Source organism: Labrys sp. KB_33_2 (assembly GCF_052114505.1).
GTDB lineage: Bacteria > Pseudomonadota > Alphaproteobacteria > Rhizobiales > Labraceae > Labrys.
Genome location: NZ_JBFREW010000002.1, coordinates 211590 through 230739 on the forward strand (window position 1 = coordinate 211590; position 19150 = coordinate 230739).

Consider the following 19150-nt stretch of genomic DNA (forward strand, 5'->3'; position numbering starts at 1 on the left):
CGCCGGTACCGAACAGCTAGAACAGCCGGATCTGGCCGACGTCGGCATCGGCGTCGAGGTCGGTTATCAGCATATGCCCCGGCGTATTGGTGATGAACATCTCCGGCGTCGAGCATTTCAGTACGCTTTGCGCCGTCAGGCCTGAAGCCCAGAACACGGGAATCTCGTCGGGTCGGACATCGACCGCATCGCCCCAGTCGGGGCTATCGACCTCGTCAATGCCGATCTCAGCGGGATCGCCGACATGGACCGGCGAGCCATGGGCGTGTGGAAACCGCGCCGTCATGGCGCGAACCCTGTCGACGAGGTCCTTTCGGATCGGCCGCATCGACACGACCATGTAGCCGCCGAACACGCCCACGCTCTGGGTACGGATAGAAGAGCGATAGAGGGGTACGTTCTGGCTCATGGCGACATGGCGCACCTCGATGCGGTTTTGCTGAAGCATGTGCTCGAAGGTGAACGTTCCACCGAGTGCAAAGGCGACCAGATCCTCGCGCCAGAGGCTGATGATGTCGCTCCTGCTCCAGATCTGCGGACCGGCATGAAAGACATCATATTGCGGCAGGTCGGTACGCACGTCGATCTCGCCGAGAGTCGGCAGGCTTGGGTCTCCAGCCTGGTTGACGCCCACCAGGGGCAGCGATTTGGGATTGCGCATGCAATATTCCAGGAAGTTGTCGGCGAGGCTGTTCGGCAGGATGACGACGTCCGCCTGCAGCCTGCCATCCCCCAACCCGGCGGTATGGCCGCGATAGTGGCCGAGCCGGATCGCTTCGCGCAGACTGGTGGCGCCAACCATGCGGAATTCTTCGTACCTCGTCGCGATATGTGGACGTCCCATTGATCTCTGTGGCCCCCTGCTTGTCGCGAGAGTAGAGAAATCCCGAGCAAGCAATTAGATTTATTGTGTTTTCTGGTTCTTTCGATGGATGGAGCGGCTCTTTATCGTTCGGCTGCCGGCCCGAGCACTCACACAGCTTCCATATGGCCTGGCAGTCTGTTTTTGCTTTTGCGACCATCGCTACCTCGCTCCACCGACAAGCGCCTTGAGGTCGCTCATGCCCTGGTTCAGGAAGGCGAGGCTGCCGGTCATGTAATGGACGAGGAAGGCGGCATAGAGCACCGAGACGAGGCTGAAGACGAGGGTCTTCACCACCAGCGACAGCGCAAAGATGTTGAGGTGTGGCGAGGCGCGGGCCAGAAAGGCGAGGATGACGTCGGAGAGCAGCAGGCTGACGATCAGTGGAGCCACCAGCGTCAGCGCCATGCCCAGGATTCGGGTCAGCAAGGTGAGGAGGATGGCGCCGGCGTCGCGGCTGAAGATTGGCGAGAGGCTGTCGATCGCCCATAATGCATAGCTGTCGTAGAGTGTGCTCAAGGTGTGGTGGAGGCCGCCGGCGGCCAGATAGATGCCCACCATGACGATCATGAGAAGCGTGCCGGTGGCGCTCGTCTCGTGGGTCATCATCGGATCGATCAGCGTGCCCATGGTCGAGCCGCGCTGCAGATCGACGATGTTGCCGGCGGCCTCGGCCGCCCAGAACGGTATGCCGAGCACGAAGCCGAGCAGGGCGCCGATCACAACTTCCTTGAACATCAGCATGAGCATCATGGGTGCGTCGACATGACCCCGGCCGGCGATCTCGACGGTCATCGGGATGACCGGCAGCGCCAGCGCCAGCGCCACGCCCGTGCGCAAGATTCCCGCCAGCCGGGTTCGGGAAAACAGCGGCATCAGCGCAACCAGGCCGACGATGCGCGCCGTGGCCAGGGCACTTGCGAGGATAAGGGTTTCCAGCCCCTTGAGGGATGCAAACAGGTTTTCCATGACTAGCGCGTCACGACAGGAAACTCGTCCATGACCTTGGACGCCTCATTGGCGATCTGGTAGCCGAGGAGCGGGCCGACCAGCAGGATGACCACGAGGACGACGACAAGCTTGACGGTCTGCGGCAGGCTCTGGTCCTGGATCTGGGTCAACGCCTGCGCAAAGCCGATGAGCAGGCCGACGACCAGGGCTGCGACGATGGCAGGGCCAGAGAGGATCAGCACCATCCACAGGGCGCTCTGGACCTTGGCGAGGATGAAATCATTGGCCATTGGACGGTCCTTGCGGTGCAACCTTCAATTGTAGCTGAGGATGAGGCCGTGCATCAGGCGCGACCAGCCGTCGATCGCCACGAAGAGAAGCAGTTTGAGAGGAATGGAAATCAGCGTCGGAGAGACCATGATCATGCCCAGCGTCATCAGCACATTGGCGACCACCACATCGATGATGAGGAAGGGCAGATAGAGCAGGAAGCCGATCTCGAAGGCCCGCGTCAGTTCGGAAGCGACAAAGGCAGGCACCAGGATCTGCAGGTCGTCATCCTTGACCTCGGCCCGCGTCTGCTCGGGCCATAGCCGCTTGGTGCCGTCCAGGAAGAACTGACGCTCCTGCGGCTGGGTGTAGCGCAGCAAATGCTGCTTGAGCGGCTCGCGTGCCAGTTCGGCTGCGCGCGTCAGGTCCTGCGTGGTCTGGAACTGAATGTTTTCCTGCTGCAGTCGCCCTGAGATTTCGCCGATCAAGGGTGTCGTCACATAGACCGTCAGCACCAGGGCGATGCCGTAGATCACCAGATTGGGCGGTGTCTGCTGGACGCCGAGTGCATTGCGGATGAGGAAGAGGACGACGGAGATCTTCAGGAAACCCGTCATGGTCACCACGGCCAAAGGCAGAATGCCGACCAAGCCGACCGCGACGAGAAGGCCGAGAAGATTGGGCGAACCCTCAAGCATCGGCGGAAATGCGAACGATACGCACTCCCATGCCGTCACCGACCTTCACGATCTCCCCGCGTCCGATGCGCTTGCCATTGGCTACGAGATCGACCGTGGGGTCGGAAAGCTCAGGCAGTGGCACGATGGATCCGGCAGCGAGCCGGCTGACCTCGTGCAGCGGCATGGTCATGCGGGCGAGTTCGAAGACGACGGTCACCGGCAAATCCTCCAGGCCCGTGTCGTCAGGCCGACCGCTCGCCGATTGTGGCTCATCCATGATCCATCCCCATCTCGTTTTGCTGATCGGCATCGGCGCCGAAACAAGTCTGCCGCTCTGTCCGATCGGCTCGGCCAGCGCCGCCCGACGCTCGGCCAGCACCACCAGGACCGTCTGCGCTCCGCGGGTCCAACCGTCGGCCATGACGACGTCGCCAGGCTGGAGGGAACGCAATTCCCCAATGGAGAGGCTGGTCGCGGCCCACCAGAGGCTGACGGGCAGCGGCAGGCCGAGCCGATGTGCCGTGGGCGTGTCCGATGCGGCATCGAGGAGGCCACCGATCTTGGTGGCGAGCTCAGCGTTCGCTTGCAGGAGACAGGTACCGTCGGCCTGGCCGGTGGTCCGGACAGCGAACGCGAAAGGCATATCGGCTACGCGGTCGAGAGGGGCGACCGCGATCAGCTCGATCGCCTCGTCCAGTTGCCGTTCCAGCCAGGTGATCTCCTCGCGCAGGAAGGATTCCAGCAGCAAGGCGGCATGGGTGGGGGCCGGCGGGCCGGCGGTGATACCGGGGTTGGCTCGTATCAGCCAACGTTCGAGCACTGCGCGCGTGAGGCAAAGCCGGCCTCTTGCGGCACCGAATTTGAAGTCGATGGCTGTGACGTTGCCCAGATCCATCGCCGGCAGCGGCCATCGGGCAGAAAGGAAGAACTCCTCGCCGGCAATGCGGATCCTCGCAGGCTGACGATGGCGATAGAAAGCGTTGAAGGCAGCGGCGTCCGCGGCGCCGATCGCTTGCAGGCGCACAGCCGAGACCGTGGATCCGACTGAAGGGCGCTGTTGCGTTTTTCCAAGTGCCATTAGTCTCTGATGCATGCGAAAATCACGCTCTTACTGGCCTGGGCTTTGACGCGCCCGCGAGGGTTGCTTCCTCCTCGATCATCATTTCCTCGATCGCTTCCTGCCGGCGCACGCTGCGCGATCGCAGATCGTCGACGAGACGGGTCAGTTTCTCGATGGCCTTGCGCCGGGCGTGATGGTCCTCGCGTGCCTGCGCCAGTTTCTGCTGCTGCTCGGTTTCAGCCTGCCTTGCCTCTTCCGTCGCCTGCCGCAGCTGTTCCACTTCGCTTGCGGTCAACTGGAAGCGGCCGCGCAGCCGCAGCAGATCCTGTGCCGTTAGCGCCTGGCGCATGAGATCGGCAAACGAGGCTCGTTCGTCGGCTGCGGCCCGTTCGAGCCGGGTGTCGAGAGCAGTGGCCGCCGATTGCGCCTGGTCCTGTGCCTCACGAGCCAGGCGTTGCATGCGGACAACCGCTTCCAGGGCGCGTCGCTCCCGCAAGCTGCGGATCTTGTGGAGCTGGGAAATCACCGCCTGCCTAGCCATTGACGATATCCCGCAAGCGCTCGGTGGTACGCTCCATGGCTTCCTGCTGGTCGGAGGGTTGCCGCAGGAAGGCGTTGATCCGGTCGATCTTGGTGACAGCTTCGTCAGCGACGGCGTCGCTGCCCTTCTGGTACTCGCCGATGCGCACCAGCAGTTCCACCTCGGTGTGGCGCGACATCAACTCGCGTATATGGGTTGCATCCGCCCGGTGCTGTTGCGAGATCACCTTATTCATCAGGCGGCTTCTGCTGCGCAGGACGTCGATCGCCGGGAAATGATCACGCCGGGCAAGATCGCTCGACAGGAAGACATGGCCGTCGAGTAGTGCCTGCAGTTCCTCCGCGACGGGGTCGAGCGTGCCGTCGCCCTCGAGCAGGACGCTGTAGAGGCCGGTGATGGTCCCGGTCTGGCCTCGGCCGGCCCGTTCCAGCAAGCGCGGCAGCGCCGCGAACAGGGAGGGGGGAAAGCCGCGCCGTGTCGGCGGTTCGCCCGAAGCCAGGCCGATTTCGCGCTGGGCGCGGGCGAAACGGGTGATGTTGTCCATCGCCAGCAGGACGTGGCGGCCCTGGTCGCGGAAATATTCGGCGATGGTGGTGGCGACGAAGGCCGCCTTGACGCGTTCGATGGCCGGCCTGTCCGAGGTCGCGGCGACGATGATGGTACGCGCCATGCCCTCGGGGCCCAGCGCATGCTCGACGAATTCACGGACCTCACGGCCGCGCTCGCCCACCAGCGCGACGACGGCGACATCCGCGTCGGTGCCGCGCACGATATTGGCGAGCAGGGTCGATTTGCCGATACCCGGCTCGCCGAACAGGCCGATGCGCTGGCCGCGGGCGCAGGTGAGCATCCCGTCCAGCGCACGGATGCCGAGCTGGATCGGCTCGCTGATCAACCCGCGAGAAAGCGGCGAGGGGGGATAGGCATGCACGGGGCGCTGGTCCTCGAGCGTATCGGCGTGAAGCGGCCGGCCGTCGAGCGGCTCGCCGAGGGCGCTCACCACGCGGCCGAGCAGGCCGGGACCGACGCCGATCTGCAATTGTGCGGCGACGGGGATCACTTCCGTCAGGCTCGACAGGCCGGCGAGGTCGTCGAGCGGGACCAGCACCGCCGAGCCATCGGAAATGCCGACGACCTCGGCTCTGACGCGGCGGCCCGTCTTCGGATCGACCAGGTCGCAGATTTCGCCGAGCCGCGCCTCTTCCACTGTGGCATGGATGACGACGCCGACGACCTCGCGCACCCGCCCGCTGCGTCCCCGCTGATGTTCTTCGCGCAGCCGCCTGCCAAGGCGCGGAACGATATCGGCGAGCCTCGCGTCGATGTCGATGGAGGCGTTGGTCATGACACCGCCTTTCTCGCCGATCCAAGCGCAGCGGCGATGGCGTCGAGCTGGGTAGCAACACTGGCATCGATCACGGCGGCCTCGCTTGCTACGATGCAGGCGTCGCGGGCGAGGGCAGGGTCCGTCGTGGTCTCGATCGGAAAGCCGAATTGCCGCTCCCGCAGGAGTGCTTCGAGTTCTTTGCGAACCCTGTCATGCGCGTCGGGGTGAACGGTGAGCCTGAGATATTTGGCCTGCCTGACCTCGGAAACGGCCTGGCGGGCGATCTTGGCGACGAGCTCGTCGAGGTCGAAACTGCCCAGCATGCGCCGGGTGACCTCCAGCACCAGATCGGTCACCTGGTTTTCAACGCCCTGGAAATAGCGATCGAGTTTGGCCGTCGTTTCGGTGACGAGATGGGCTGCCTCCTGCTTGCCCTTGGCAAGCCCGTCCTCATAGCCTTGCGCATATTCGGCGGCATAGGCCCGGCGGCCGGCCTCGCGCAGGCGTTCGGCGTCCTGTTGCGCCGCTTCCAGAAAGCCATAGCCGTCCTGCCAGGCTTTTGCCTCCGCCGCGCGCAGGATGCGCCCGGTCGGGCGCTTGGGTCGATCGGCCAAGGGCCCTGTGTCCTGCCCCGCCATCCCCTACCTCGAGCTTGCGGCCCGCCGCACGATCGGCGGGCCCAATTGCGCAAAAGGCGCCGGTGCGACGTCGTCGAGTTTCGGGCTGGGAGGAAGCTTGAGACGAACGCGCGTCCCCACCCCCGCGGGCATGGCGTCGCACCAGGCGCCGAGACAGCGCCAGCCATCGGCCGCAACCCGCTCCGCCAGGTCATCGATCGGATCGAGTTCCTGTTCGGGACCGGTGAGGTCGCGATTGACCACCGCGAATTCGCACAGGGCCTCGCCGAGCTGCGCATGCAGTGCTGCCGTCGTCTCGCGGCGGATCACGCCGGCGAACGACGCAGCCCAATAAATCGCTCCGGCCTTCAGTGCGATGTCGGCCAGCCGGTCCGCATCGCAAAGCGCGATAGGCCGGTCGTTTTCGTCGACCTCCGGTTCCTGGCGGGAAAAGCCGTAATGGTCACCGATCAGGCTCGAAAGCCGCGTCTCCAGCCGTTCGGCGGAGAGCATATGCGCGCAGGCCTCGTCACCGAGCGTGCCGCCGAAACAGGGAACCAGGCGGGAGGCAATGGCATGAAGGGCCGGTTTGTGCAGAAAGGACTGCCAAGCGTCGGTGGTGTGGACCGTGTCGGTCATGGCGCCCTCTTCACGGCACGAAGAGCGGGGGAGCCGTCAAGGGCGTAGACATCGCGTCGCCGCCGCCAGTGAAGATAGGCCAAGCTCCCGGCCAAAAGCACGACAATGGCGACGAGCCCATAGACGATCCACATCGCACGCACCAGATCGTCGGGATGCAGCCAGATGCCCAGGAAGTTCGTGAGGCCCGGCTCGCTCGTCGCCGGCTCGGCCGGTGCCGCGACCGGCACGAGGATGACGGAGACATTGTCATAGGTCAGCCCGGCAACGCCGTTGGCGACCAGCATCTTCACCTGCGGCACCAGTTCCTTCATGTCAACCGAGGTGCGGTGGCGGATGAAGACCGATGCCGAGGACGGCACCAATTGCTGCTTGAGTGGATCGTTCTCCGGCAGCACGAGATGCACGCGGGCCGACAGGACGCCGTCGATGTCGGAAATGGTTTGCGAGAGCTCCTGGCTGAGCCCGTAGATCATCGCAGCGCGCTCTTCTACTGGGGAGGAGACCAGCCCGTCGCGCTTGAACACCTGGCCGAGGGTCGCGAACTTCTCCTTTGGCAGCCCGATCGCATCGAGCACGGACATGGCTTCGGCAAAGCGGGCCTTGTCGACCAGGACGGTCACCGTGCCCTCCTTGTCGATCTGGCGTTGGGCGGGAATGCCCTTGCGCACCAGAGCGGCGACGACTTCGTTGCCCTGGCGCTGGCTGAGCCCCGTATAGAGTTCCACCGTGCAGGCCTGCAGGAACAGCACGCCGACAAGGGCAAAGACGGTGCCGAACCGGCGCAGCCAGGCCGGCAACCGATGCATCGATACTGGCCTCACGGAGCCCCCGCTACGCACTATTGCTGTTTGATCAGCGTGTTGACCGAGCCAGTGGCGGCCGTCACGCTGTTGATGGCGACGGAGACATTGGCCGCCGCCCACATGAAGGAAATGGCGCGATCCAGCGTCAGATCCGCGTTCGGCTGTCCCGGCGCCCGTTCATTGCCGGCCGGGCTATTGCCGGCTCCTTCGCTGGCCGACGAGGCGACGCCCGCCTGCGGGCCGTTCTTGGCAAAGGCAGACTGGGCCTGCTGCACCACCCCTTCGAGCGAATGGAGGGCACCGCCGACGAGAGCAGCGGGATCATTGGGCTGCCCGGTTTTCCCGACGCTCTTTTCCATTTCCACGAGATAGTCGAAGAGCTGGTGCTCGACATTCGCCTGGGACTGGGTCGGCTGGGACTGGCTGGGCGCCGCCGAAACCACGCCTATGGCAGCGTCTGCAAGCTGCATGTTCATTCCTCATCGATCGCCGATTGCGGGTGGCTGCCTCCCGGCTCCGGCTCAGCCTTCCTCGTTACGGGCCTGCTGCATGCCTTCGAGAGCCCGGTCACCCTGTTGCTGGGCCATGCTCACGGCAAAGTTGGCGAGGGTTTCTTCCATCTGCTTTTGAAGGGCCGCTTCCTGGCTTTCCTTGGTCGGATCGGGCTGGTTGGTCGGGCTGATGCCGTTGCTCTCGATCTTCATTTGCTTTCTCCTGGATGCTTGGCGGCGGGCGGGGTCTCGACCTCGGCGCGCCGGCCTCGGAAAACACGTACAGGCACGACATTTTCAGCCGAACCGTCGACTTCGCGCGCCCGGGCGGGGCCGGACGGCTCCGTCATCACGCCGAGCGCCTTGCGAACGGCGTCGATATAGGCGGGCGGGCCGGAGACCGAGACGACTCGCTCGTTCTGGGCGATCTTGATGGGATAGCGCGCATCGGCGACGCCGAGTTCGAGCAGCCGTCCGGGAATGCCAGGCAGGGCTGTTGCATCGACCTTGAACATGTCGGTGCGCATTTCGGCCTCAGTCGCCACAGCCAGGCTGGAGCCATCATAATACCAAACTAGGCCGTAGCGGTCGCAAACCCATTGCAGGAACTCGCGGGCCGTTCCCATCGGCATGCCGGCACTCAACCGCCCCTTCACCCCGTCGGTGAGCTTCACCGGGACGTGAATGTTGCGGCCGAACTCGGTCAAGGCGTCGCGAACCGACTGGTCGATGGTGATGTATTTGTAGGGGCCGGAAGGCCACTCCGGTTCCGCCGCACGCGCCGGCAACGCCGCCACGCCCAGGCACAATCCGACTGCGAAGCCGAGAATGGCGGGAGACCGACGGTTCGTCCCCATGGCCATCCTGCTGGTTTCAATTTCCATGCCCCTTACCTGTGCAACGACGCATTCGCTCTTCGAGCGCGAGTCCCGTACGGCATGATTTACCTGCCAAATCGTGCCGCACATTATCGTGATCGTCGCTGAAATGAAAGTCCAATTGGATTATAGAGCCATAGGTAAGTGCCAAACGCTTCAGATTTGTATTGTGTCTGGAGGTACATTGTTACAGTTTTTGAACGATACGACGGGCCCGGGGAGACCATAGGAATGATGGTTGAGGCAGGATGTTTTCACGCGTGTCGCTCGTTACGAGGGAGGGGCATGATCCTGCGTTCCATCTTGCGCAGTGCCACTCTGGTTGCCGCCATCGCCGGTATGATCTCGTTGATGATGGCAGGCATCGCTGAGGCCCAGGGCGGTGCCTATGATCCACGCACATGGAGCTATGACAGCGAGCAGGACATGGTCATCGCGCCGTCCGACAATCCGCAGGGATATGTCGTCGACGAGCCTGCCACGGGACCGGCGCACCCACTCGTGACAAGGCGCACGCCGCCGATCGCACGCGAGGTCGTGGCGTTCACCGAACCCCACCCTAAGGGATCGATCATCGTCGATACCGGTGAGCGTCGCCTGTACTACGTATTGGGGGACGGCAGGGCTCTCAAATATGCCATCGGTGTCGGACGCGAGGGCTTTTCCTGGTCGGGGCGGGATCGCATCCTCGACAAGAAGGAGTGGCCCGACTGGCGCCCGCCTGCCGAAATGCGGGAAAGAGAGGCTGCGCAAGGGCATGACTTGCCGGTGCGGATGGCGGGTGGTCCCAACAATCCGCTCGGCGCCCGCGCGCTCTATATCGGCAACACGCTCTATCGCATCCACGGCACCAATGCGCCCTGGACGGTCGGCACGGCTAATTCCTCAGGCTGCATCCGTATGACCAACGACGACGTCATCGATCTGTATCAACGCGCCGTGATTGGCGCCGAGGTCGTCGTGCGCTAGAGCGAAGCGCGTTTAGAGGGAAACGCCTTTTTGCTCTAGCTCCTTGGTTCGACGCGCCTCTGCGATTCTTGGTGATTCCACCAAATCACAAACGCTATGGCGGGAGGTAAAAAAATACTGTTAGATTCTTGTAGAAATTGCCGGCGGGGACCTGTCGCAACCTTTCCGGGTGCCGTGTGAGTTTCAAAAGTCGACGGGTAAGAGCGTGGCCTCTCCGCATCGAGATTTTCTCTAACTTATTGTTTTAACATGTCTTCTTAACTGGCAAGCTCACCAGTTTTTGAAGCGCCGTGCCGGAAGAATCAGGTCTTTTTCCCGGACGCCCAGAACGCGGCAACCACCCCAACGGCGATGAAGATCGTCATCGCGAAAAACATCTGGGCGAGCTGGAAGTTCAGGGAATCCTTGGCCACAAAAAGGGCGGCGATGGGCGCCGCCACGAACAGCAACAATCGAACGATCAGGCCCATCTGCGCCCCCAATGGCTTACCTCGAAGCGATGGGGGGCAGATTGGACCCGTCATGGAGGGTCTGCATTGACTTGAATCAAGGCGAGATCGGTCCTTCTCCGCGGAAGCGGAGCGCTTGCGAACTCACCTCACGCCGTCGCACCCGGCAGGTAGATGCGGTCGCCGGCGAAGAGGATGTCCGGGATGGCGATGTGGCCCATGTTCAGCAGCACCGTTTCCCGCACATCGGCCGAATGGTTGCGCGCGATGCCGCCCATCGTATCGCCGTCGCGGGCGATGATCGGCTGGTAACCCTGGCGTTCGAGCTCGGGATTGAGGCGTCCCGCACCGTCTTGCGGCCCGGCCGGATGGGTCTGTACGAAGCTCGCCTTGGCCGGCTCCTTGGGCCGGGGTTTGTTCGGCCCGGTTTTGGTGGTGGTCGGCGAGGGCGTTGAGGAACTCGTGGCCGTGGGGGAGGTCGTGGGTGTTGGCGTCGTCCCTGATGGCGTCGGTGTTGGAGTCGCCGGCGTCGGCGTTGCCGGCGTCGGTGTCAGCGTGGAATTGTTGTTGCCGGGGGGCTGTACGCCGGGGGCATTTGCCTTCTTCTGCTGATCCAGCCAGTTCGCGACCACGATGCCGCTGAACAGGATCATGCCGCCGCCGAAGGTGACGCCGAAGACGACACGATCCCAGCCCGACATTTTGGGCTCCCAATTCCCCCGTCCCAATCCCTTTCGGGCGCCCCGTGCCCACAAATAGGCCGAGCCGAAGAGGAAAGCGGCATTGTCGACCGTATCGGCGCCGCCCGGAACGAAGTCGAACCCTTTCGAAACGAAATCAGGCACGCCGGGTATGCTCGAAAGATTCGAACCATCCTTGGGGATGGAATCACCGAGCGAGAGGCCGCTCCCGATCGCATAGGAAGGCAGGTTCCATTTGTCGGCCATCGGCATGGCTGGCCGGCCCGTGCGGGCCTCACGTACCGCCTTGGCGAAATAGAAGGCGTTGCTGCCTTCAAACAGAGCCCCGCCGGCCCCGCCCAGAGTGACTGAGGTCGGGATGCCGGCCGCCTGGGTCGGTAGATAGCTCAGCGCATCGCCGATTTTCATGATGCGGCCCAGCGGCGTGTGCAGCGCCGTCCATTTGCCCGGCAGGGCAGCGGCGGTGCTCATGGTCAGGCCGCGCCAGGCGAGGCCACCGGCCCGGATATAGGCCTGGAGATGCGGCGGCAAAGCCGGCCAGACGGCGGCGAAGGTGGCCGTGGCGGTTGTGGTGAGCACGAGATCGTCGACACCCATCGCGCGCATTTTTGCCAGCGCCCGCACCGGCGCCGAGGCGGGCGTGTAGCCGTTGAGGGCCGAGCGCTGGTCAGCCTTGAGCAGAGCTGTCTGGAAGGGCTTGAGCACATCGACCTGAGCCGGCGTGAGGGCCTTCAATTGATCGTCCTTCAGCCCCGCGAGCTGGCCCGGCCTGAACTTCTTCACCTGCTCTGGCGTCAGCTCGCTCAGTTGCGAGGGGTTGAGCTCGGCCAGATCGAGATATTTGATGCGCTTGGGTGCGATGGCGCGCAATTGGTCCGGCGTCAGGCCCTTCAACTGGTCGGCCGTGAGATTGATGATTCCGCTCGGCGAGAGGCGGGCGATGTCGTCCGGTGAGAGGTTGCGGACCTCGATGAGTTCGTCCAGGAGCGTGCGCCCTTCCTCGCTCATCGCCTTCTTCTGGGCGTCGCCAACCGCTTCCATCTGGGCAAGCGTCAACTCGGGTATCTGCCTGCGCGTAAGGCTGGCTGCCATATCTGCGACAGACGCATCGGGCAAAGCGCGCAGCTGTTCGCCAGAAAAGGCCCTGATCTGCGACTTGGTCAGTGCCGAAAGCTGGTCGGGCTTCAGCCATCCAGCCTGCTTGGCGCCCAGCCCGGCGATGTCGAGATATTTGACACGGTTGGTCGGGATTGCACCGATCTGGGCCTGCGTCAGCTGCCCCTGGAGGCCGGATCGCTTGAAGGCTTCCCATTGCTTCAGGGTCAACCAGGAGACCTGCTTGGGCGCCATTGCGCCGATATTCAGGTCTGCAATGCGGTTCTCTGGGATCGAGCGTGTTTGAGCCCGCGACAGATGAGGCAGTAGCCCTGCCTGATTGAAGGCTTTCCACTGGCTGTTGGTCATCGCGGCGATCTGGGCCTGGGAGAGGCCGCCGATCTGTCTTTTCGTCAAACTGACGCTATCGAGATATTTGACGCGATTATCAGGTATCGCCCCGATCTGGCCCTGAGTCAGATGCTCCTGCAGGCCGGCCTGATGGAGCGCCTGCAATTGCTTGCTATTGAAGGCCGCAACCTGGGCCCTGGTCAGCGAACGGACCTGGGATTTCGACAGGGCGCCGGTGTCGAGATTTCTGACCCGGTTTTCCGGAATCGCCTGCAATTGACTGCGCGTGAGATGGCCCTGCAACCCGGCCTGTTTGAAGGCCTCCCACTGCTTGGGCGTGAAAGAGGCGATCTGGTCCGGCTTCAGCCATGGCACGTTCTTGGCGGTGAGTTGGGTGAAGTCCAACTGTTTGGGATCGGTGGCTTGCAATTGCTTGCGTGTGGGAGCCGTGTTTTTCGGCGACTTGGCCGGAGGGGTGTTGGCTGCTGCCGCCGAGGGATTGGACCCTGTCTTCTTGCCAAGGGTGATTGGATCGATCGGCCCGTCTCCAGCAACATGCACGCTGATCGGGGAGGCGGGCGGCGCCGTACCCTTGCCTCCTCCAAACCAGAAGTCGGTTTGAGCGGCATGGTTGGGCTGCTTGATCGTTCCTCCCCCTGAAACATCGGTCAGGGGCAGGCCGGGCAACTCGACCACTTCCCGGCCTCCCTGGGCCGGCTTGATGTCGCCGGCAAGCTCGACGGGCCCGTCATAGGCGCGCGTCCGTACGCCCAACCTGTCGGCGAGCTCACCGGCGAGAGAGCGCGTGAGGGGGCCGCCCGCTTGATGGTCAAGGGAGCCGGCGCGGCAGGCAAGGATCGTGATGCTCTGGCCCTCCCGGTACCCGGTGTTGCGGAGATCGTCGATCAATTGGGTCGCACCGGGCAGGTTGGTCTCATCGGCGACCACCAGGAAGGTGTCCTTGTCGACGGCGCCTTTGCTTGACAGCCCGATCGACAGATCTTTCGCCGCGACCGGTTGTCCGCCGACCGTCACCGTTCCGTCTGGGAGGTAGCTCAGCGTGCGCCCGCTTTCCGAACTGAAGGGCCGTGAAATTGGCCCATCGGCTGCAACAACCGGCTTGGTGGCCCTGAGCCCTTTGACGCCCAGGCCAGTGCCGGCGACACCCACGCCGAGGCTGGTCAACGCGCTGGCGAATTCCAGGCCGCTCATCTGGTCGCCATAGGCGGCAAGGTCATGGGCCGATACCGCCGTCAACGGCACGCCCGTGCCGATGGCCGCCCAGTCGAGACCGCGCGCGGTGCGGTTGAGCCCGCCCGAACTCCTCATATAACCGTCCGCCGTCGTGGCGACGGAGGTGCCTTGCCCGGTCATGCCGATGCTGGCTCTGAACGCCTGCGCCACCGACAGTTCCGTGGTTTTCGCCATGCCGATGGTGCGCAACACACTCGACCCCATCGGCAGGACGGTGGTGGCCACCGTGCCGATGTTCATCATCGACTCCATGTCGCCCAGTTCGCCGCCATGCTGGAGATAGTCCACTTCCTTGATGACCGCGCGGGTACCGAGATAGGCACCACCGGCATAGGCCAGGCCTGCCGCGAGCGGCGAGAAGGGGTTGGGAATGACGGCAACGGCCGTGGCGAGGGCCGTGCCGATGCCCACGATCGGATCGATGATCTTGTCGAAGGTCGAGACGTTGCGGGCCTGGACGACCTCCAGGTCGATCTTGCCGTCGGCCCCGGGCTTCATGTTGAGGCCGGTCGGCGCGATAAGCTTGCCGCTTTCCTGGAACTGGCGGTTGCCGTCCTGGAAATCCTTGATGGACTCGAATTTCTGGCCCGTGGCGTCGACATACCAGGTCTTGTCGCCATCCTGGACCGCGAAAAGCGCGATCTGCTGCGCGCCGACCTTGTCGTCGACATAGAACAGGGGCACGACCTTGACCGAGGCGGCGTTGCCGCCGATGTCGCGGATCTCGTCGACCACGTTGTCGAGAGCTGTCCGGCCCTCTTCGCTGGAGGTATCCAGGCCAAGGGTGCGAGCGACCAGGCCTTCCTGGGCCTGGCGACCTTCGAGCGGCGTGAATTGGTCGTTGTAGCCTGATTTATAGAGGTTCTGGAACGTGGCCTGATAGACCGACATCGCCTGGTCGCGATGGTCGTCGAGATAGACGCTCTGGAGATGGGCGTAATAGGGCGCCGATCCCGCATCGTCCAACAGCTTGAGCGGCTGAGTCAGCAGGAAGGAATACCATTGCTCGGAGCGCTCGGCCGATTGGCGGGCATTCTCGACGCTTGCGCGCCGATCCTGCGCCGTGTCGAGCCGGATCTGGGCCGCTGCGACGTCGGGATGAACCCACAGCCACTGGCCGTCGATCTCCATGCGAACCGGCTTGCCGCTCTTGACGATGGCATCGATGCCGCCACGCTGCACGTCGCCGGCCATGTCTGGGGTCACCTGCACCTTCTGGCCGTTGACCGTGACCTCCACGGGCTGGGTGCCCTGGGGCAGCAGGCCTGCCGGCGCCTCCACACTGCCCGGGCCGTGCTGCTTGAGGGCGCCATCGAGGTCGGTCTTGAGGCCGGTGATCTGCTTGTCGAGACCGTCCCGCACCAGGCCGAGCTGGTCCTTCATCATCGCCTGGATCTGCTGGCCGGCCGAGACCTGCGCCGCCTTGGCCGCCGCCAGGCCGCCGCTGCCATCGGCGTAGCACATATTGGTATTTGCGGGGCTGTTGAGAAGCGCCTGCCACTGCTGGTTGAGCGAATTGTTGCGCAGATCGTCACGGATGTTCTTGTCGCTGGTCGCAAAGGTGAGCTGAACACGCTTGGTGTCGTGCTCGTATCTGGTCTCCAGATAGAGCTGATGATCCTTGGGATCCTCTATGACGTGCTGTTCCTTGATCTTGCCGAGATAATCGCCGCCATAAGTGGAATATTCCTTGTTCATGTCGAACGAGCCGGGATTGGCAGCGCGGTACTGTGCCAGAATCTTCTGCCTGAGATCGGTGGCCTGGACCTCCTGGCCCGAAAGCGTGCTCGTGGCAGAATAGAAGTTGGCATAGGCGGTGGCAGCATCGACCTGCTTGCCAGCATTCTCGCTCAATGTCTTGGTATCGCTAAGATTTTTCTCAGCCGCCGTGCGCTCCGGCGTGCCCGGCTTGGTGGCGTTGACTTCCTGTTGCCGAATGCCGACCAGATAGTCCGCCAGCGCCTTGTCGCCCTGGCTGGCAGAGAGTCCGGCCTGATAGAACAGTGAGGTCACGTCGTCATGGGCCGCCTTGGACTGGGCGTCCTTCAATTCGTAATTGGTATTGTCGTTCGTGGCCCGTACCGTCGTCTGCCCGGGCGGCGGCGGCGGAGGTGGCAATGTCGCCTGCTTGGTGATCGCCTGGTCGAGGAGGCTCTGGGCCTTCTCGTAATTCTCGCGCGCTGTCGTCGCGTTGGCGAGCTGGGTGTTGGCCTCCGTGAGATTCTTCTTGGCGTCGGCGAGCGAGCCTTCCGGCGTCGGTGCATTCCATTGCAGCCCGAAGGGCGCCAGCTTGTCATCGAGCAGGGCCTTGGCGTCGGTCATCGCGCCCTTGTAGGCGGGATCGAGCGCATAGACGTCCAACTGCGCCTGTGACTGGTTGACCTTGGCACTCGCCTCGGCACGACGCCCGAGGGCTACGTTTTCGGCAGCCATTGCCTTGGCGACCACCGGATCGACCCATTTGCCGTTCATCGGCACCCAGGCGCCTCCGGACGGCGCCTTGCCGGGAGGCGGCGTGCCATAGGGATTTTCCGCCGTCGGATTGGTGCCAGGCTGGCCCTCGCCATATGTCTTGATGGCGTCCTGGGTTTTCTGGTGCAGGTCGTTGACAGCCTGCTGCAGGTCCGGCAATTCCTCGCCGGCGAAGATGCCGTCGAGCGTCGTCTTGACGATCTCGGCCTTCTTGGCTTCCTTCGGATCGGAGCTCTTGGGATCGATGGAAACCAAAGTCTGGGCAAGCGCCGCCTCGGCGCTGTCGGGCTTGACCTTGACGTCTCGCCCGGTGGCGTCGTCGTGCAGCGTCATGCTGCCGTCCGGCTTGGTGGTCAGCGTGTAGCCGTTGAAGGTCACGGAGACGGTGGTGTCCTTGCCCTGCTTCACGGTGCGGGTGGTACGGCCATTGCCCTCGACCACGCTCTTCGTCTCGGTCCCGTTGCTTTCCGTGCTGGTGGTAACCGCATTGCCCTTTTCGTCGGTCGTGCGCACCGTGTGGGAACCGTGCTGGTAGTCCTGGTAATAGGCGGTGACTGTCTTGCCGGTCTTCTGATCGATGATCTCGGTCAACTGCACATCGCCATTGTCGCTGGTGGGCTGGCTCGTCTTGATCTCCAGGCCGGCGGCTGCGAGCTGGGCGGTCACCTGTTCCTTGGTCAGTCCGCGTTCGGCCGCGATCTGGTCGATGCTCTTGCCATCGGCGACATCCTTTTCGATGCCTGCTGCACCCTTGCGGGTCGGGTCCTGGTTGGCGGCGAGCGTCGTCTTCTGTCCCTTGGCATCGGTCACCACCGTGGTGGTCTTGCCGTCCGCGCCGGTCGTCTTCACTGTCGTCACGCCATTGGAGAGCCGCGTCGTCTGGGTAATCGTTCCCGTGCCCAGATCGTCCTCGCGGCGGGTGGTCGTCGTCCCTGTCTTCGGGTCATAGTCGGTGGTGAGCTTCTGGCCGGATTCATCGCGCACCGGCGTGTCGGTCTCCGTCCCCTTGGCGTCCTTCACCTGCGTGTAATAGGTGCCGTGCTGGAAGTCGTAATATTCGGTGACGATCTGGCCGGTCTTGGGGTCCCGAATCTGCGTCGTACGGACATCGCCATTGTCGCTTTTCGGGTCGGTCGTCTTGACGTCGAGACCGCCGGCCTTGAGTTCATTGAGAACCTGGTCGCGCGTCAGCCCGCGTTCGGTGGCGATCTGGTCGACACTCTTGCCTGCCTGCACGTCCTTCACGATGGCGTTGGCATCGGCCCCTGGTTTCGGCGTATCAGCGGGAGCCGGGTTGTCGACGAGGGTGATCGCGGGCGTGGTGGCCGGCGGCGCGAGAAACAGGGCGGGGGTCGCCGTCGTCGGGCCAGATGTGGTGATCAGGGGCGTGTTGCTCGCCAGGACCAGAGGCGTGACGGCGGGGGGCGCTGCCACCGCCGGCGGCTCGAGTTTCGTCAGCTCCGTATTGGTCTGCTTGAGTTCCTTCTGCAGCTTGGTGGCCTCTTCGGCCTCGCCCATCTTCTGCGCGAGTCTGATCTGCTCGCGCAGCTTTTGCGCCTGGGCTCTAAGTTCCGCGATATGGTCGATGTCGTTCTTGGGGGTGATCTTCGGTGGGGGTGGCGGCACAAAGATGGGACGAACGACCATGCGTTGAATCTCCAAAAGCAGTCCGATCTCCCGCGTACCTCCACCGGAACGCCTGAGCCGGATCTCAAAGTGACGGTGGCGGCCTCATCGTGAAGGCGTCCAGTAGACATCGTATTCGCTGAGGTGCTGCTCCACGGCACGCATCGCTTCCTTGACGTCGACGCCGGACCGTTGAGCAATAAGGGCGATCAGGATCTCCGCCGCCGCGAGGGCCGGCGTGACGCTCCTGAAGAAGGAATGGGATTCGACCGTGACGACGACGCTGGCACGAGCCAGGCGCGCCAATGGCGACACTCGGCTGTCGGTGATCGCCACGATGGTCACACCGCGCTTGGCGGCACGGCGCGCAACCTCGACCGTGGCACGGGCATAGGGCGCCATGCCGACGACCAGCATGACATCCTCGGGGCCGGCGTGGCGAAGTGCGTCGACCTCGCCCTTTGCGGCGGCATCGAGTAGCGTGCCACGATCGTCGAAGAGCGAGAGCAGGCGGGAAAAGTGGGTGGCGACGACCTGTTCTGAACGCAGCCCCAGGCAATAGACGCGCCGCGCGCCGATCAATATGTCCGCGACGGCGACATGCTGCATGGCGCTGGTGTATTCGCCCAGACGGGCGACCTGTGCGGCAAGCATGTCGGTGGTGGCGCTGACCGTCGAATAACCTTGGCCGTCCTCCGCCACGCTGGGCGTCTCGACCGTCTCTGCCGGTTTGGCGCCCGGTTCGCGCAGCGCCTGCGCATAAAGGGCGCGCATGTCTTCATAGGCTTCCAGGCCCAGCCAGCGGGCAAGGCGCATCATGGTGGAATGCGAGACGCCGGCCCGCTGCGCCTGCTCGCGCATCGATATCAGCGCAACTTCCTGGGGGTGGTCCAGCACGAACCGGGCCGCCAGCTTCAGTTGCGACGGCATGGTCTCGAACCGCTCGACCAGGAGCTGCGTCAACGGACCTTCTCTCATTGCTGTGACCCAAATTTGTTGATGACGAGAGTATGACATGGCCTTCGCCAATGCAACAATTGGAACTTATTAATAACACGCATTCCAAATGGACTTTCATTTCGAGATTCACTAGCATGCCGACGACGGCGAT

General features: G+C 63.6%; 17 protein-coding genes. 1 reads left to right on the forward strand and 16 read right to left on the reverse strand.

What is annotated here, in order from left to right; all coding sequences use genetic code 11:
* Window positions 1–16 precede the first annotated feature (16 nt).
* From AB4037_RS04305 to AB4037_RS04365, 13 genes are all read right to left on the reverse strand, one after another.
* Entirely contained in the window at window positions 17–802 is a 786-nt protein-coding gene (locus AB4037_RS04305; protein WP_441770651.1) for a D-glutamate cyclase family protein, read from the reverse strand.
* Window positions 803–1024: 222 nt separating this feature from the next.
* A complete protein-coding gene (sctT, locus tag AB4037_RS04310) occupies window positions 1025–1831 on the reverse strand; it encodes a type III secretion system export apparatus subunit SctT (RefSeq protein WP_441770652.1) in 807 nt (268 codons plus the stop codon).
* Between the two features lie 2 nt (window positions 1832–1833).
* A complete protein-coding gene (locus AB4037_RS04315; RefSeq protein ID WP_434960659.1) occupies window positions 1834–2103 on the reverse strand; it encodes an EscS/YscS/HrcS family type III secretion system export apparatus protein in 270 nt (89 codons plus the stop codon).
* A gap of 24 nt (window positions 2104–2127) precedes the next feature.
* Complete coding sequence (sctR, locus tag AB4037_RS04320) at window positions 2128–2781, reverse strand: type III secretion system export apparatus subunit SctR (protein ID WP_149249595.1); 654 nt, start codon at window positions 2779–2781, stop codon at window positions 2128–2130.
* Window positions 2774–3841, reverse strand: a complete 1068-nt coding sequence (gene sctQ / locus AB4037_RS04325; RefSeq protein WP_441770653.1) for a type III secretion system cytoplasmic ring protein SctQ — start codon at window positions 3839–3841, stop codon at window positions 2774–2776. The genes sctR and sctQ overlap by 8 nt, the downstream gene beginning before the upstream one ends.
* Before the next feature lie 22 nt (window positions 3842–3863).
* Window positions 3864–4364 (reverse strand): type III secretion system stalk subunit SctO, encoded by a 501-nt coding sequence (gene sctO, locus AB4037_RS04330; RefSeq protein WP_441770654.1) that lies wholly within the window; start codon window positions 4362–4364, stop codon window positions 3864–3866.
* A complete protein-coding gene (locus tag AB4037_RS04335; protein ID WP_441770655.1) occupies window positions 4357–5709 on the reverse strand; it encodes a FliI/YscN family ATPase in 1353 nt (450 codons plus the stop codon). The genes sctO and AB4037_RS04335 overlap by 8 nt, the downstream gene beginning before the upstream one ends.
* On the reverse strand, window positions 5706–6305 hold the full coding sequence (sctL, locus tag AB4037_RS04340; protein ID WP_434960663.1) for a type III secretion system stator protein SctL: 600 nt from the start codon (window positions 6303–6305) through the stop codon (window positions 5706–5708). The genes AB4037_RS04335 and sctL overlap by 4 nt, the downstream gene beginning before the upstream one ends.
* A gap of 27 nt (window positions 6306–6332) precedes the next feature.
* Window positions 6333–6947: a hypothetical protein gene (locus AB4037_RS04345; protein WP_441770656.1), complete on the reverse strand. Its 615-nt coding sequence runs from the start codon at window positions 6945–6947 to the stop codon at window positions 6333–6335.
* Window positions 6944–7756: a type III secretion system inner membrane ring lipoprotein SctJ gene (sctJ, locus tag AB4037_RS04350; RefSeq protein ID WP_441770657.1), complete on the reverse strand. Its 813-nt coding sequence runs from the start codon at window positions 7754–7756 to the stop codon at window positions 6944–6946. The genes AB4037_RS04345 and sctJ overlap by 4 nt, the downstream gene beginning before the upstream one ends.
* Before the next feature lie 32 nt (window positions 7757–7788).
* Window positions 7789–8223 (reverse strand): hypothetical protein, encoded by a 435-nt coding sequence (locus AB4037_RS04355; protein WP_441770658.1) that lies wholly within the window; start codon window positions 8221–8223, stop codon window positions 7789–7791.
* Between the two features lie 51 nt (window positions 8224–8274).
* Window positions 8275–8457, reverse strand: a complete 183-nt coding sequence (locus tag AB4037_RS04360) for a hypothetical protein (protein WP_434960667.1) — start codon at window positions 8455–8457, stop codon at window positions 8275–8277.
* Window positions 8454–9101, reverse strand: coding sequence for a type III secretion protein (locus AB4037_RS04365; RefSeq protein ID WP_441770659.1), 648 nt, complete (start codon window positions 9099–9101; stop codon window positions 8454–8456). Before AB4037_RS04365 ends, AB4037_RS04360 begins: the two co-directional genes overlap by 4 nt.
* A 306-nt stretch (window positions 9102–9407) precedes the next feature.
* On the opposite strand from AB4037_RS04365, the gene AB4037_RS04370 reads away from it, so the two are divergent.
* Entirely contained in the window at window positions 9408–10091 is a 684-nt protein-coding gene (locus AB4037_RS04370) for a L,D-transpeptidase (protein WP_441770660.1), read from the forward strand.
* A gap of 302 nt (window positions 10092–10393) precedes the next feature.
* Here the strand turns inward: AB4037_RS04370 and AB4037_RS04375 are convergent, their stop codons facing one another.
* From AB4037_RS04375 to AB4037_RS04385, 3 genes are all read right to left on the reverse strand, one after another.
* Complete coding sequence (locus AB4037_RS04375) at window positions 10394–10561, reverse strand: hypothetical protein (RefSeq protein ID WP_434960670.1); 168 nt, start codon at window positions 10559–10561, stop codon at window positions 10394–10396.
* Window positions 10562–10689: 128 nt separating this feature from the next.
* A complete protein-coding gene (locus AB4037_RS04380; RefSeq protein ID WP_441770661.1) occupies window positions 10690–18060 on the reverse strand; it encodes an MSCRAMM family protein in 7371 nt (2456 codons plus the stop codon).
* A gap of 84 nt (window positions 18061–18144) precedes the next feature.
* The gene (locus AB4037_RS04385) at window positions 18145–19002 is read right to left on the reverse strand and encodes a MurR/RpiR family transcriptional regulator (protein WP_441770662.1); all 858 of its coding nucleotides are present in this window, start codon (window positions 19000–19002) and stop codon (window positions 18145–18147) included.
* Window positions 19003–19150 lie beyond the last annotated feature (148 nt).